Origin of the sequence: Streptosporangium heterodermiicola, assembly GCF_051390675.1 — a bacterium.
Taxonomy (GTDB): domain Bacteria; phylum Actinomycetota; class Actinomycetes; order Streptosporangiales; family Streptosporangiaceae; genus Streptosporangium.
In genome coordinates this window covers 377,510-393,214 of sequence record NZ_JBPJSR010000009.1, presented here as the reverse complement: position 1 = coordinate 393,214, position 15,705 = coordinate 377,510, and the positions used below count along the sequence as shown (strand labels likewise).

10 protein-coding genes are annotated in these 15,705 nt (G+C 71.3%); 7 read left to right on the top strand and 3 right to left on the bottom strand.

Going from position 1 to position 15,705, the window contains the following annotated elements; all coding sequences use genetic code 11:
- Window positions 1-103 precede the first annotated feature (103 nt).
- Both ACSC1Q_RS21885 and ACSC1Q_RS21880 read right to left on the bottom strand, forming a co-directional pair.
- On the bottom strand, window positions 104-1,084 hold the full coding sequence (locus tag ACSC1Q_RS21885; RefSeq protein ID WP_436760552.1) for a Gfo/Idh/MocA family protein: 981 nt from the start codon (window positions 1,082-1,084) through the stop codon (window positions 104-106).
- A 133-nt stretch (window positions 1,085-1,217) separates the two neighbouring features.
- On the bottom strand, window positions 1,218-2,801 hold the full coding sequence (locus ACSC1Q_RS21880) for a peptide chain release factor 3 (RefSeq protein ID WP_436760551.1): 1,584 nt from the start codon (window positions 2,799-2,801) through the stop codon (window positions 1,218-1,220).
- A gap of 250 nt (window positions 2,802-3,051) precedes the next feature.
- Here ACSC1Q_RS21880 and ACSC1Q_RS21875 point away from each other — a divergent pair, with 250 nt between their 5' ends.
- From ACSC1Q_RS21875 to ACSC1Q_RS21845, 7 genes are all read left to right on the top strand, one after another.
- The gene (locus ACSC1Q_RS21875; protein ID WP_436760564.1) at window positions 3,052-3,813 is read left to right on the top strand and encodes a PP2C family protein-serine/threonine phosphatase; all 762 of its coding nucleotides are present in this window, start codon (window positions 3,052-3,054) and stop codon (window positions 3,811-3,813) included.
- Window positions 3,814-4,441: 628 nt separating this feature from the next.
- Window positions 4,442-5,032, top strand: a complete 591-nt coding sequence (locus tag ACSC1Q_RS21870) for a hypothetical protein (protein WP_436760550.1) — start codon at window positions 4,442-4,444, stop codon at window positions 5,030-5,032.
- Between the two features lie 13 nt (window positions 5,033-5,045).
- Complete coding sequence (locus tag ACSC1Q_RS21865) at window positions 5,046-7,235, top strand: flotillin family protein (protein ID WP_436760549.1); 2,190 nt, start codon at window positions 5,046-5,048, stop codon at window positions 7,233-7,235.
- On the top strand, window positions 7,232-12,379 hold the full coding sequence (locus tag ACSC1Q_RS21860; RefSeq protein WP_436760548.1) for a DNA repair ATPase: 5,148 nt from the start codon (window positions 7,232-7,234) through the stop codon (window positions 12,377-12,379). The genes ACSC1Q_RS21865 and ACSC1Q_RS21860 overlap by 4 nt, the downstream gene beginning before the upstream one ends.
- Before the next feature lie 103 nt (window positions 12,380-12,482).
- On the top strand, window positions 12,483-12,782 hold the full coding sequence (locus ACSC1Q_RS21855) for a protein kinase family protein (protein ID WP_436760547.1): 300 nt from the start codon (window positions 12,483-12,485) through the stop codon (window positions 12,780-12,782).
- A gap of 5 nt (window positions 12,783-12,787) precedes the next feature.
- Complete coding sequence (locus ACSC1Q_RS21850; protein ID WP_436760546.1) at window positions 12,788-13,495, top strand: hypothetical protein; 708 nt, start codon at window positions 12,788-12,790, stop codon at window positions 13,493-13,495.
- 302 nt (window positions 13,496-13,797) lie between these two features.
- Window positions 13,798-14,631 carry a phosphoribosylaminoimidazolesuccinocarboxamide synthase gene (locus ACSC1Q_RS21845; RefSeq protein ID WP_436760545.1) on the top strand — a complete coding sequence of 278 codons (834 nt, stop codon included), beginning with the start codon at window positions 13,798-13,800 and terminating at the stop codon, window positions 14,629-14,631.
- Window positions 14,632-14,842: 211 nt separating this feature from the next.
- Here ACSC1Q_RS21845 and ACSC1Q_RS21840 read toward each other — a convergent pair whose 3' ends face one another.
- Window positions 14,843-15,646 (bottom strand): PP2C family protein-serine/threonine phosphatase, encoded by an 804-nt coding sequence (locus tag ACSC1Q_RS21840; RefSeq protein WP_436760544.1) that lies wholly within the window; start codon window positions 15,644-15,646, stop codon window positions 14,843-14,845.
- Window positions 15,647-15,705: the final 59 nt, after the last annotated feature.

Below are 15,705 nucleotides of genomic sequence, written 5' to 3'. Positions count from 1 at the left end.
ACACTGGGCACCAGGAGAACTCCGGGTGCGCCGAAAGGGAGACGCCCAGGACATACGAAAAGGGAAACGTCTTACACACCCGAGAAGGTGAACACCCGACCGGTCATTCGCCGGGAAAACGGACACCCACCTGCGAGCGGACCTCGTCCATGACGCCCATCACGTCGAGGGTCGCCTGCCAGGGCATCAGCGGGCTCTCCAGCAGCCCCTCGCGCAGGCAGCGCATGGCCTCGGTCGCCTCGTGCAGCATGCCCTTCCCCTCGAAGCGGACGTGGAAGGTCTCCGGTTCGCCCTCCGCCGGGTGCAGGGTGAAGGTGTCGGGGCGGAAGAACGGGGCCGGCAGCTCGATCCGGCCGAGCGTGCCGGAGATGGACGCGGCGACCGGGCTGTGCGTGGTGATGCCGCAGGACAGCAGGGCGACCGCCCCGCTGTCGTAGCCAAGCAGCACGCCGGTGTTCTCGTCCACCCCTTCCGGGGTCAGCCGCGCCCAGGATCGCACCCCGGCGGGGGCGCCGAGCAGCATGTGGGCGAAGGAGATCGGGTAGACGCCCACGTCGAGCAGGGCGCCACCGCCGAGTTTCGGGTTGCGGAGCCGGTGCTCGGGAGGGACGGAGACGGAGAACCCGAAGTCGGCGTGGACGGTCTGGACCGGGCCGATGGCGCCGCCCTCGACCAGCTCCATGATCTTGCGGACGGCCGGGATGCAGCGCGTCCACATGGCCTCCATCAGGAACAGGCCGCGTTCCCGCGCGAGGTCGACCAGCCCGGCGGCCTCGGCCCGGTTGAGGGTGAACGCCTTCTCGCACAGTACGGCCTTGCCCCCTTCGAGGCAGGTCCGTACGGCGTCGTGGTGGGCGTTCTGGGTGTTGGCGACGTAGACGATGTCCACGTCGGGGTCGGCGGCCAGCTCGGCCCAGCTCCCGTGGGCCCGCGGGATGCCGTGGCGGTCGGCGAAGGCCCGCGCGGACTCCTCCGACCGCGATCCGACCGCGACCACCTCGGCGTCCGGCAGGAGCTTCAGGTCCTCGGTGAAGGTCGCGGCGATGCCGCCGGTCGCCAGGATTCCCCACTTAATCGCGCTCATAACGACACATTTCACCACGAACACCTGACGGGAAGGCCCCCCGGCACCCGGACCTCCCCGTCTCACACCTCACACGAGCCCCAACACGACCCGTCCCACCTCACACGAGCCTCAGACGAGCCCCACGCCCCCGTCAGCCGCGCGTGTCGGCGAGCAGGGCGTTCAGCACCAGGTCGGGGTGGTCGCGCATCACGCCGCGCATGCGCCACTCGTCGGTGAACAGCGCCAGCAGGGCGCCGTCGAGCGAGCGGACGAAGACCTCCACCCCGCGCTGGCGGGCCAGGAGCGGCGCCGACTCGGCGTCGGTGAGCCTGGCGATGCTGAAATCGAGCCGGTCCATCAGGATCTCGGTGTTGAACTCGGCCCCCATCCGGTGCTTGACCACGTCGAACTGCATCGGCCCCACCGCGGCGAGCACCGGCGACTGGTCGCCGCGGACGTCGGAGCGGAGCACCTGGACCACGCCCTCGGCGTCGAGCTGCTCGATCCCCTTGCGGAACTGCTTGGAACGGCTGGAGTCGCGGACCCTCGCGGTGGAGAAGTGCTCGGGGGCGAAGCTCGGGATCCTCGGGAACTCGACGGACGGGCCGTCGTAGAGCGTGTCACCGGGGCGCAGCGCGCTGGCGTTGACCAGGCCGACGACGTCACCGGGGTACGCCTCGTCGATCGTGGCGCGCTCCTGGCCGAAGACCGACTGGGCGTACTTGGTCGCGAACGGGCGGGCGGTGGCCGCGTGGATGAGCACCATGCCGCGCTCGAACCTGCCCGAGCAGACCCGGACGAAGGCGATGCGGTCGCGGTGCGAGGGGTCCATGTTGGCCTGCACCTTGAAGACCAGGCCGGAGAACGGCTCCTCCAGCGGGCGCGGGTCGTCGGCGACGTCCGGGCGGGGCGCGGGGGCGGGGGCGATGTCGACCATGGCGTCCAGCAGGCGGCCGACGCCGAAGTTGGACAGCGCGGCCCCGAACAGCACCGGGGTCGACTCGTGCGCCTCGAAGGTCTTCTGGTCGTGATCGGCGCCGATCGCGGAGAGCAGGTCGATCTCGTCCTTGGCCCGCTCCCAGTCGCCGCCCAGCTCCGCCAGGGCCTGCTCCGCGCTCAGGTCGGTCTCGATGGCCTTGGTGGCGCCACCGGGGGTGCGGGTGTAGCGGACGATCCGGTCGGCGGCGCGGTCGGCCACGCCGTGGAAGAAGCCGCCGGTGCCGATCGGCCAGGTGATCGGGGTGGGCTTCAGCCCGGTGCGCTCCTCGATCTCGTCCAGCAGCTCCAGCGCCTCGCGCCCCGGCCGGTCCCACTTGTTGACGAACGTGATCACCGGGATGCGGCGGTGCCGGCAGACCTCGAACAGCTTCAGGGTCTGCGGCTCCATGCCCTTGGCCGCGTCGAGCAGCATGACCGCGCAGTCGACGGCGGCCAGCACCCGGTAGGTGTCCTCGGAGAAGTCGGCGTGGCCGGGGGTGTCGACCAGGTTGAACATGTGGCCGCGGTACTCGAACCGGAGCGCGGCGGAGGTGATGGAGATGCCTCGGGCCTTCTCCATCTCCATCCAGTCGGAGGTGACCCCGCGCCGCCCGGACTTGCCGTGCACCGCGCCCGCCTGGCTGATCGCGGACGCGTGCAGCGCCAGCGCCTCGGTCATGGTCGACTTGCCCGCGTCAGGGTGGCTGATCACCGCGAACGTGCGGCGACGAGCCGCCTCCTGAATGATCGCGGCCATTAATGATCTCCTAGCGATGCGTAAAGTGGGGTACTCCGGGCACAGTGCGGGGGCACCGAAGGGCGGTTGGGTGTCCTGAAACAAGCTTACGCGCCACCACAGGTGTCAACAGATGTGGCAACACTTCCCCAGGCCGCTTGCGCCACCATGGTGTTAAGTGGATCGTGGAACATCTCGGTTCGCCCTATGCCCATCCCAACTGTCCGAAAGCGGCTCAGCTCGTGCAACTCGACGATCTAGTGATGTGCAGATGATCACGCTGCGCTATACGGCAGGTTCCGACGTCGGCCGGATCCGGCAAGGCAACGAGGACGCCGCCTACGCGGGCGCCCGGCTTCTCGCCGTCGCCGACGGGATGGGCGGCCACGTGGGCGGGGAGGTCGCCAGCTCGGCGGCGATCGCCACCGTCGCGTCCCTGGACCAGGAGTGCCCCGGCGACCTCGCCGCCGCCGCCGAGGCCGGGGTCCGCAAGGCCAACCAGCGCCTGCGCGAGCTGGTCGAGGAAGACCCGTCGCTCACCGGCATGGGCACCACCCTGACCCTGATGCTCTGGAACGGCTCCCGCGTCGCCCTCGCCCACATCGGCGACTCCCGCGCCTATCTTCTGCGCAACGGCGACCTGTACCAGATCACCTACGACCACACCCTGGTCCAGACGCTGATGGACGACGGCCGGATCACCGCCGAGGAGGCCGCCCGTCACCCGCACCGGTCGATCCTGCTGCAGGTCCTCGACGGCGGCGACAACCTGGAGCTCGACCTCTCCCTGCGGGACGCCGAGCTCGGCGACCGCTACCTGCTCTGCTCCGACGGGCTGTCCGGGGTGGTCGACGCCGAACGGCTCCGCCAGGTGCTCGCCGAGGTCGACGACCTCGACGAGGTGACACGTCAGCTGATCGCGCTCGCCTGCGACGCCGGGGGGCCCGACAACATCACCTGCGTGGTCGCCGACGTGGTCGAGGGGGATCTCTCGGACACCCCGGTGGTGGTCGGCTCGGCCAATCCCTCGTAGTCCCTCGTAGTCCCTCGTAGCCCCTCCCTGTTCTTCGTAGTCCTTCGCGGCCCCTCGCGGGAACCGGCCGCTCACAGGGAACCGGCCGCTCATGGGAACGTGGAGGATCCGGTACGCGGCGGGTTCTGGTCGTCATCGGGGACAGCGGCTATCGTCGGAAATCCGCGCTCCTCGCCGATCACCGCTCCGGAGGGACGTTCCTCATGTACAAGGAGTTCGCCATCGAGGCGATCGTGTGGCTCATTCCCGTCGTGATCCTCGTCGGTCTCGCCTACATGATCACTCGCCCCGCCTGACCTCCCGGGACGCCTATCCGGGACGGAGCCGAGGACGCGGAGCCCCGCTCCCGTTCCTCCGCTTTCCCATGCCCTGACCTCCCCGGGCCCCGCTCTCCCCGTGCCCCGCGCTCCCAGCGCCACGGCCTCCGTGCCCCGCGCGCTTCTCTGCCTCCGCGCGCCGACGCCCCTCTCGGACGAGAAATCCATGCGAATGTTTTTCCGTTTTGGGAACTATTCCCTTTAACTGAACTTTATCTGTATATAGTCACCCACACGTGCTCGGGGGAGCGCGTTCCGGTATGCCAGCAGGGGGATTTCACACGCCGATGGGCCAGTTCGTCGATGCCGCGTTGTCTTTTCCGACCGTCCTGTTCACGTTCCTGCTCGTGGTGATCATCGCGTACTGGGTGCTCGTCGTGTCCGGGGTGTTCGGGTTCGACGGCGGTGGCGACGGTGACGGGTCCGAGGCGACGGGGGCCACCGGCCTCCTGAGCGGTCTGGGACTCGGCGGGGTCCCGGCCGCGGTGGCCGTCTCGCTGCTGGTCGCCGTCGCGTGGTTCGCGAGCCTCGTGGGCGGCACGCTGTTCACGAGCACCCCCGCCCTGGTCGCCGTACTGGTCGCGGCACTGGTCTGCGCCTGGGCGTGTACGCGCCTCGTCGTCCTGTCACTGCGGCGTCTCGTCCCGAAGGAGCGCGTCCCCTCCCGCGCCGACTTCGTGGGCCGCGTGTGCGTCGTCCGCACGAGCCGCGTCGGTCGCGCCTTCGGCCAGGCCGAGGTCACCTCCGCCGACGGCTCCTCCGCTCTCGTTCAAGTACGGCAGACCGGCGATGAGGTTTTCGCCGCCGGCAGCGTCGCCCTGATATTCGCCTATGACTCCCCCGGCGAGTTCTTCTGGGTGATGCCGTACGACGCGGAACTCGACCCTGATCGTCCTATTTAACCGAGGGACCACATTGGACGTCATCTCCACCGGGCTCGGCATCCTCCTCGCCGTCGCCCTCCTCGTCGTCATCGCGGCGCTCTTCATGATCAGCAGGCTGTTCCACAAGGTGGAGCAGGGCAAGGCCCTGATCATCTCGAAGATCAACAAGGTCGACGTCACCTTCACCGGGGCCGTCGTGCTGCCCGTCTTCAACAAGGCCGAGCTGATGGACATCTCGGTGAAGACCATCGAGATCGCGCGTACCGGCCGTGAGGGCCTGATCTGCCGCGACAACATCCGCGCCGACATCCGCATCACCTTCTTCGTCCGCGTCAACAAGACCGTCGAGGACGTGGTGAAGGTCGCCCAGGCCATCGGCACCGCGCGGGCGAGCGACCAGGAGACGCTGCAGGAGCTGTTCAACGCCAAGTTCTCCGAGGCGCTCAAGACGGTCGGCAAGCAGCTCGACTTCGTGGACCTCTACACCCAGCGCGACCAGTTCCGTGACCAGATCATCCAGGTCATCGGCACCGACCTCAACGGCTACAGCCTTGAGGACGCGGCCATCGACTACCTGGAGCAGACCTCGCTGCTCTCCCTGGACAGGAACAACATCCTCGACGCGCAGGGCATCAGGAAGATCACCGAGCTGACCGCCATCGAGCACGTACGGACCAACGAGTTCCAGCGGCGCGAGGAGAAGGAGATCACCCGCCAGAACGTGGACGCGCGGGAGGCGATCCTGGAGCTGGAGCGCCGCCAGGCCGACGCGGAGACCAAGCAGAAGCGCGAGGTCGAGACCATGCGCGCCCGTGAGGAGGCGGAGACCGCCAAGGTCCAGGCCGAGGAGCGGCTCAAGGCGAACGCCGCGCACCTGCGTACCGACGAGCAGCTCGGCGTCCAGCAGGAGAACCAGGCCCGCGAGATCGCGGTGGCGGCGAAGAACCGTGAGCGGGTCCTCGCCATCGAGACCGAGCGGATCGAGAAGGACCGCCTGCTTGAGGTCATCGCCCGCGAGCGCGAGACCGAGCTGTCGCGCATCTCCAAGGACAAGGAGCTGGAGGGCGAGAAGCGCTCCATCGCCGAGGTGATCCGCGAGCGGATCGTGGTGGAGAAGACGGTCGCCGAGCAGGAGGAGAGCATCAAGCGCCTGCGCGTGGTCGAGGAGGCCGAGCGGAACCGCCAGGCCGTGATCATCCAGGCCGAGGCCGAGGCGCAGGAGAGCCTGGTCAAGGACATCAAGGCGGCCGAGGCCTCCGAGGCCGCGTCCAAGCACCGGGCGCGCGAGGCGCTGGTGCTGGCCGAGTCGCGGCAGCAGGCGGCCGAGCTCGACGCCCGCGCCCAGATCCGTCTCGCCGAGGGCGTCCAGGCCGAGATGGCCGCCGTCGGCCTGGCCGAGGTGCAGGTACGCGAGCGGGACGCCGCGGCGATCGAGAAGGTCGGCCGCGCCGAGGCCGCCATCGAGCGGGAGAAGGCGCTGGCGGTCGCCGAGGGCGAGCAGGCCAGGGCTCACGCCGCGGCCACCGCGGTGCGCGAGAGGCTGAAGGCCGAGGCGGAGGGCGAGCAGGCGATGGCGCTGGCCGCCGCCGCGTCGGTCGGCGAGAAGCTGAAGGCCGAGGCGGAGGGGCTCACCGAGAAGGCCGCGGCGATGGCCGCGCTCACCGACGCGACCCGCGCCCACGAGGAGTACCGCCTGCGGCTGGAGGCCGAGAAGGAGATCCGCCTCGCCGGGGTGAACGTCCAGCTCAAGATCGCCGAGGCGCAGGCCTCCGTGGTGTCGGCCGGGCTGTCCAAGGCCAACATCGACATCGTCGGCGGCGACACCGTGTTCTTCGACCGGCTGATGAGCTCGATCACCATGGGCAAGGCCGTGGACGGCTTCGTGGAGAACTCCGACGTCGCCCGCACGCTGGCCGGCCCCTACCTGGACGGCTCGGCGAGCCTCCCCGCCGACCTGGGCAGGGCCCTCGGCTCGATCGACACCGCCGACGTGCGGAACCTCTCGCTGTCCGCGCTGCTGATGAAAATGATCAAGGATGGCGGCCCCGACGCGGACAGGTTGCGCGGCCTGCTGGGCGAGGCCCAGGCGGCCACCACGACCGAGGTCCCCGTCGCCGCGCTCGCCAGTGCCAACGCCGGCGCGGGCAACTCCACCGGCAACTCCACCGGCAACTCCGCGGGCAACGCCACCGGTAACTCCACCGGTTCCGCCAAGCGGTGACGTCCTCCACGGCGGAGGCCGTCACCGGCGCCCCCGGCGAGGGGGCGGGGCTGGACGCGGGCACCTACGAGGTGCTCCGCGCCCGGCTGGCCGAGCAGGCCGCCGAGCTGGCCCGGCAGTCCGACGCGCTCAACGCCGAGCGCCTGGCGGTGTTCGGCGGGGCCGAGCTGCGCCTGGTCGGCACCGAGCGGATACGCACCGAGAACAACTGCGTGCCGCGCGACATCGTGTCGGTCGGCGGGCTCATGCTCTTCGGCTACAACGTGTTCATCGGGATGAAACCGGAGACGACCGTCGGGGACGTCTTCTCCGTGCACACGTTCGTCCGGGACGTGGCGAGGGACGGCGGCAGCGGCGGGGAGACCGGGAACGCGTTCCGGTTCGACCCCGCGCCGATGTTCCGCGACCCGCGCTTCGAGCGGGACTTCGCCGAGCTCTACCGGTACTACCGGGAGACCAGGCTGCTCCAGCTCCGCCGCGTCGAGGGCAAGATGCTGGCCGTCTTCCGGACCGGCCCGCAGGACACCCGCGTGCTGCGCTGGCAGGTCGGGACGGACGGCACGCTCTCGTACATCGACGACCGGGGGGAACGCGACCACACGTTCCCGCCCTCGCACGACTTCGAGTGGGTCCCGGCCACCCGCGACGACCACGTGACGGGCCGCCACCCGCACATCTCGATCGAGGGCGAGGTGTTCGTCGAGACCGTCGGCGGCGACCTCACCATCAAGATCGAGAACAACACCGAGACCGGGGAGGGCGTCTACCGCGAGCCCGTCGCGGAGCCGCTGCAGAGCCTCGCCGACGCGGAGGTGCACCACGCCAGGATCGGCCCGCTGATCCTGCTGCGGGTACGGCCGTACAAGGAGCCGGAGTGGCGGCACCTGGTGTTCAACACCAGGACCAAGGGCGTGGTCCGCCTCGACGGCATCGGGCAGGCCTGCCAGCGCCTGCCCGAGGACCAGGGGATCATCTTCCCGGGCGGCTACTACCTGTCCACCGGGGTGAGCAAGACGTTCGACACCGACGTGTCCGAGCTGGAGTTCGAGCGGGTCATCCGCTCCCCCAACGGCGAGGACGTGCTGTACGTCTTCCACGCCCGCGCCGAGGGGCGGTCGCTGCTGCTGCCGTACAACGTGATCCGCAAGCGGGTGGAGACACCGCTGTCCTGCCACGGGTACTCGCTGTTCGACGACGGCACGCTGGTCGTCTTCAGAGCGACCTCCGACGAGCCCACCCGCGTGCACCCGATGCAGGTCTGGCAGACGGCGTACCAGTCGGACGTCTACGCCGCCGGGCGCCCGGCCGGCACCGGGCCGCTGGAGCGGATCGGCAACGCGGAGCTGGTACGAGGCATCTCCGACTGCCTGTCGGTGGCGCGGATGGTCGAGGAGATGGCGCCGTCCGTCCCGGTCTTCGAGGCGCTGATCGCCTCCTGCGCCCGGGTCTTCGACCACTACCACTGGCTGGGCGAGCACCGGCTGCGCGGCCCGCTCGCCGACCTGCGGGCCACCGCCGAGCAGGTGCTGGACGAGTTCGAGAAGGTCCAGTCGCTCACCCGGCAGGCCGCCGAGGCGCTGGAGACCGCCGCCGCCGAGGTCGCCACGCTCGTACGGCACGCGCGTGGCGAGGCTCCCGGGTCCGCGCAGGGCTGGGTCGACCGGCTGGCGGAGCTGCGGCGGTCGCAGGGGCACCTGGTGACGCTGCGCGAGCTGCGCCACGTCGACACCGCCGGGATCGACGCGCTCGACGCGGAGCTCGCGGCCGAGCTGGACAGCACCGCGCAGCGCGCGGCCGGATTCCTGCGGGGCGACGACGCCTTCGCCGGGTACCACGCGGAGGTCGAGCGGCTGGTCTCCGACGCGGGCGCCATCGCGACCGTGGCCGAGGCCGGGCCGATCGGCGAGCGGCTGGAGCGGCGGGCCCGGGGCCTGGAGATCGTGGTCGAGGTCGTCGGCACGCTCGACATCGCCGACGCCACCGTGCGGACCGCGATCCTGGAACGGGTCGGCGAGGTGCTCGGCGGGGTCAACCGCGCCCGCGCCACGCTGGAGGCCCGGCGCGGGGAGCTGCTCGCCGGTGAGGGCCGGGCGGCCTTCGCGGCCGAGTACGCCCTGCTGGGGCAGGCGGTCACCGGGGCGCTGGCGATGTCCGACACCCCCGAGCGCTGCGACGAGCAGCTGGGCCGCCTGATGCTCCAGCTGGAGAACCTGGAGTCGCGCTTCGCCGAGTTCGACGACTTCCTGGGGCAGCTGGCCGCCAAGCGGGAGGACGTCTACGAGGCGTTCTCCTCGCGCCGCCAGGCGCTGCTCGACGAGCGGGCCCGCCGCGCCGACCGGCTGGCCGACTCCGCGACCCGCGTCCTGTCGAGCGTACGGCGGCGGGTGGCCGGGCTGGCGTCGCTGGACGAGGTCAACACCTACTTCGGGTCCGACCCGATGGTGCTCAAGCTCAAGGGCGTGGCCGGGGAGCTGCGCGCGCTGGGCGACCAGGTGCGCGCGGAGGAGCTCGAAGGCCGGATCAAGGCCGCCCGCCAGGAGGCGGGCCGCGCCCTGCGCGACCGGCTCGACCTCTACACCGACGGCGGGGAGACGATCCGGCTCGGCCGTCACCTGTTCGCGGTCAACACCCAGCCGGCCGACCTCACCCTGGTCCCGCACGAGGACCGGATGGCGTTCGCCGTCACCGGGACCGACTACCGCTCCCCGGTGCGCGACGCGGCCTTCGAGGACACCCGGCCGTTCTGGAACCAGCTGACGGTCTCGGAGTCGCCCGAGGTCTACCGGGGCGAGCACCTGGCCGCCTCGATCCTCGCCGCCGCCGAGGCCGGAGCGCCTGTCTCCCTGGAGGCGCTGCACGAGGCCGCGGTGAGCGACGGGGAGCTGCTGGGGATCGTCCGCCGGGTGGCGGAGACCCGGTACGACGAGGGCTACGAGCGCGGCGTCCACGACCACGACGCCGCCGCGATCCTCCAGGCCGCGCTCCGCCTGCGCGCGGGCGCGGGCCTGCTCCGCTACCCGCCCGCCGCGAGGGCCGCCGCCCAGCTCTTCTGGGCCTTCGGCACCGACGAGGCCGCCCGGGTGGCGTGGACCACCCGGGCGACGTCGCTCGCGCGGGCACGGGCCCTGTTCGGCGGGGTGGAGGCGGTGGAGGAGACCCGCGCCGCCCTCGGCTCCGCGATCGCCTCCTTCAGCCGCGATCTGCACGGCGACGCGGGGGACGGGAGCCTTTTCGAGCTGGCCGGGGAGTATCTCTTCGAGGAGCTGCCCGGCAGGCCGTTCGGGTTCGTGACGAGCGCGGGGGCGCGGTCGCTGCTCGACCGGTTCGACCGGGCGCTGGGGCCCGCGCGCGGGGAGTTCGAGGACGACCTGCGGGCGCTCGGCGACGACCTCGCCGCACGCCACCGCCTGGCCGAGGCGTGGCTCTCCGCCTTCGACACCTCGGGATCGGGGTCGGCGTCGGCGTCGGTCCTGGGATCGGCCCCAGGGTTGATTCCGGGCTCAGGCTGGGAGGCAGCGGGTACGGGTTCCGGGCCGGAACCGGGAACCCCGGGCACGGGACGGGCTTCGGACGCCGGGTCGGCTTCGAGGACCGGATCGGCTTCGAGGACCGGGTCGGCTTCGAGGACCGGGTCGGCTTCGAGGACCGGGTCGGCGGAGCTGGTGGAGGCGGTGGCCGTACTGCTGTGCGAGGTGCCCCGGCACGACTCCTCGGCGGCTCCGGCCGTCACGGTCGAGGGGCTGCTCGGCGCGCACCCCCGGATCTCCGGGCGCGCGATGGAGCTGCGCCTGGACGAGTTCCTCGCCAGGACCCGGCACTTCCGCGACCACCGCGTCCCCGCGTACCGCGCCTACCAGCGGCGGCGCAACGAGCTGGTCGCGGCCGAGCGTGAGCGGCTGAGGCTGGAGGAGTTCCGGCCGAAGGTGATGACCGCCTTCGTCCGCAACCAGCTGCTCGACGAGGTCTACCTGCCGCTGATCGGCGACAACCTGGCCAAGCAGCTCGGCGCGGCGGGAGACGCCAAGCGGACCGACCAGATGGGCATGCTGCTGCTCATCTCCCCGCCGGGATACGGCAAGACCACCCTCATGGAGTACGTGGCCAACCGGCTCGGGCTGATCTTCGTCAAGGTCAACGGCCCGGCCCTGGGGCACCTGGTCACCTCGGTGGACCCGGCGCGGGCGCCCGACGCGACGGCCAGGCAGGAGATCGAGAAGATCTCCTTCGCGCTGGAGATGGGCAACAACGTCCTGCTCTACCTGGACGACATCCAGCACACCTCCCCGGAGCTGCTGCAGAAGTTCGTCTCCCTGTGCGACGGCCAGCGCCGGATGGAGGGCGTCTGGGAGGGGAGGACCCGCACCTACGACCTGCGGGGCAAGCGCTTCGCGGTCTGCATGGCGGGCAACCCGTACACCGAGGCGGGCAAGCGCTTCCGCATCCCCGACATGCTCGCCAACCGCGCCGACGTGTGGAACCTGGGCGACGTCCTGTCGGGGCGGGACGAGCTGTTCGCGCTGAGCTACATCGACAACGCGCTCACCTCCAACCCGGTCCTGTCGCCGCTCTCCACCCGCGACCGGGGCGACATCCGCCTCCTGGTACGGCTGGCGCGCGGCGACTCGGGGGTCCGGGCCGACCAGCTCTCCCACCCGTACTCCTCGGTGGAGCTGGAACAGGTTCTCGCGGTGCTGCGCGGGCTGCTGCGGATCCAGCGGGTGGTGCTGGCCAACAACCGGGCGTACATCGCCTCGGCCGCCCAGGCGGACGCGTCGCGGACCGAGCCGCCGTTCCAGCTCCAGGGCTCGTACCGGAACATGAACAAGCTCGCGGCCCGGGTCGTCCCGGTGATGAACGACGCCGAACTGGAGGCCGTGATCGACGACCACTACCTCGGCGAGGCCCAGACCCTCACCTCGGGCGCGGAGGCCAACCTGCTCAAGCTGGCCGAGCTGCGCGGCACCATGACCCCCGTACAGGCCGCGCGGTGGGCCGAGGTGAAGGCCGCCTACCTGCGGTCCCAGGCCCTCGGCGGCGCCGAGGACGACCCGATGACCCGCGCGGTCGGCGCGGTCGGCCTGCTGGCCGACCGGGTGAGCACCGCCATCGAACACGCCGCGGAACGCCTGTCCCCCGAGTCGTGACGTTTTAGTTGGAGGCCTATACGAGATGTCGGTGTTTTCCAGCGGCGCGGGGAGTGCCGGAGTAGCGTGTGCGCGACACAGGAAGATCAGCCGATGGTGAGCGGTGACGGGTCCTCGCGGGCCGGGGTCCGGAACGCCGGAGCGGATCGGTGACCACCGGGTCTCGCGACTGCTCGGCGAGGGCGGGCAGGGCGCGGTCTACCTGGGAGAGTCGCCCGGCGGGGCGCGGGTGGCGATCAAGGTGCTGCACGCCAGGCCGGCGGCCGACCCGGTGATCCGGCGGCGGTTCCTGCGCGAGGCGGAGGTCGCGGCGAGCGTGGCCGCGTTCTGCACGGCCAGGGTCATCGCGACCGGGCTGGCGGACGGGCGGCCGTACATCGTCAGCGAGTACGTGCAGCGGTGATCGCGGTGGCGGCGACGTTCACGGCACTGGCCGTGGCGGCCGGAGTGCTGCTCGTGCCGCCGTTGTTCGGTGAGGAGAAGGCGGCGAGCGCGCCGAAGGCGGGGGCGTCCCTCGACCTCGCGGCGTTCCCCCCGGTCGACGTCGTCGACCGGTTCGCCGAAGACACCTCCGGGCAGTACGCCGCGTACCGGGAGAACGGCAACGAGATCCTGCCGGTGACCACCGCCGGATCGGGGAAGTTCGCCGGGACCGGCCCGACGCCCTTCTTCGGCCTGGTCGCCGGGACCGGGACACCGTCCTCCGACCAAGCGGTCAGCGTGCTGACGACCGGCACGTTCGCCGGGACCGGGCAGCCGGAGGACAGCGTCTTCGTGGGCTGGGTGAAGGGCGGGAACGACTACGTGACCGCCTGGTACAACAACGCGCGCAAGGACACGGGGATCGACGTCCGGGTGAACGGCGTCCACCTCGACACCCCCGGCCAGTCCTCGCTCTCCCCCGAACCCGGGAACCGCTTCGCGCTGCTGCTGTCCGGCGACAGGATCACCTCCTACGCCGAGACCGGCGGGGTGTGGCACCGGCTGGTCACCGCCGACATCGGCGACGTGCTCACGACCCCGAAGGGACGGCAGGAGTACCGGTACGGCTTCGGCCTGCGCGGCTCGACCGGCACGATCGGCATCGCCGGCACGGAGGGCCGCAGCGCCGGGTAGGCGTGCCCTCCGGCATCGGCGGGCCCGTACCGTCGCAAGGCTGGTCCGCACCGTCGCGAAGCGGGTTCACGCACGCACCCGGCGGCGCGGCCGCCACCCGGGCCTGGAGACACTCGGGCCTGGCGACACCTGGACCGGCTCCCGCCGGGGTCGTCCCCCCGGCGGGAGGCGGTCGTCCGGCAGGGCGGGCGCGGGGCGCCGCCGGGTACCGAATACGGTGAGGTCGAATACGGTGAGCAGGTGTCGGCCAGCGACCGGGGGCCCGCAGGCGGCCGCCGGGTCGAGCGAGAGCAAGGAACGCAGTGAAGCTTCTTCATTCCGGGAAGGTCCGCGACGTCTACGAGGATCGCGGGGACATCGTCCTCGTGGCGTCCGACCGGGTGTCGGTGTACGACGTGATCCTGCCCACCCCGATCCCCGACAAGGGGAAGATCCTCACGCGGCTGTCGCTGTGGTGGTTCGAGCAGCTCGCCGACATCGTGCCCAACCACGTGATCTCGGCGACCGACGTGCCCGCCGAGTTCGAGGGGCGCGCGGTGCGGTGCCGGAGGCTGGAGATGGTGCAGGTCGAGTGCATCGCGCGCGGCTACCTGACCGGCAGCGGGCTGAAGGAGTACCAGACGCACGGGTCGGTCTCGGGCGTGCCGCTGCCGCCCGGACTGGTCGACGGCTCCAGACTCCCCGAGCCGATCTTCACCCCGAGCACCAAGGCGCCGCTCGGGCAGCACGACGAGCCCATCTCCTTCGAGGACGTCGTCTCCCAGGAGGGCGCGGAGGCCGCCGAGGAGTTCAGGCGCATCACGCTGGAGGTCTACCGGCGCGGCTCCGAGCTCGCCGCGGAGCGGGGCGTCATCATCGCCGACACCAAGATCGAGCTGGGCCGGGCCGCCGACGGCACGCTCGTGCTCGGCGACGAGGTGCTGACCTCCGACTCCTCCCGCTTCTGGCCGGCCGACCGGTGGGAGCCGGGCCACGCGCAGTTCTCCTTCGACAAGCAGTACGTGCGCGACTGGGCCACCGGCACGGGCTGGGACAAGAAGGAGCCCGCCCCGGAGGTGCCCGCCGAGGTCGTGGAGGTCACCCGGGCGCGCTACGTCGAGGCGTACGAGCGCATCACCGGCGGCACCTGGGAGTGACCCGGTGAGTTCCCGAGGCCAGGAGCCCGCCCGGTGAGGATGTCCGCCAACGGGTGTCCGCCGACGGGTGTCAGCCGGTGAGGACGTCCGCCGGTGAGGGCCCGCTGTCGGGTCCCGCAAGACCGGGAGAGCCGGAGCCCCCGGGACCCGGGGGCCGGGCCCGCAGGGCCGCGGGTCAGAGGCCCGGGGGCCGGGCCCGCGGGGCCGCGGGTCAGAGGGAGAGTCTCCGCTCGACCGCGGCGCCCACGACGGTCGGGCCTGCCTGGGCCGCGTCCATGGGCGCCACGAAGTCGGCCACGACGCAGGTGATGTTGTCGGGGCCGCCGCCCCGGTTGGCCAGGTCGATGAGCCAGCGGGCGGCCTCGTCGGGGTCGGAGATCTCGGTCAGCGTGTTGAACAGGGTCTCGGGGCCGACCACGGCGGTCAGGCCGTCGGAGCAGAGCAGGTAGCGGTCCTCCGGGTAGGCCTCGCGCAGCGACAGGTCCAGCTCGCCGTCGCCGGTGCCTTCGAGGACCCGCAGCACCATCGACCGGCGCGGGTGCTCGGCGGCCTGCTCCGGGGTGATCCGCCCCTCGTCCACCAGTGACTGGACCAGGGTGTGGTCGTGGGTGATCTGGTAGAGGGCGCCGTCGCGCAGCATGTAGGCCCGGGAGTCCCCGACGTGGGCCAACGCGAAGGTGGCGCCGTCCCAGAGCATCGCGGTCAGGGTGGTGCCCATCCCGCGGAGCGTGGGGTCCTGCTCGCTCATGTCGCGCAGCGTGTGGTTCACGTCCCTGGCGGCGTCCTTGAGCGCGGCGAGCAGGTCGACACCGCCGGCGGGCAGGGTGTCGTCCAGCTTCGCCATCGCGGTGACGGCAAGTGAGCTGGCGACCTCTCCACCCGCGTGACCACCCATGCCGTCGGCTATGGCGAGCAGGCGCGCGCTCGCGTAGCCCGAGTCCTCGTTGGCCTCACGGCGGACCCCCACGTCGGAGCGGGCCGCGTAGCGCAGTGCAAGTGGTTGGTTCAGTGCCATGAGGGCAGTAAATCATTGGTTGAAGCACTTCACAAGCAAAGTCGTTGTAGACCGTTGCG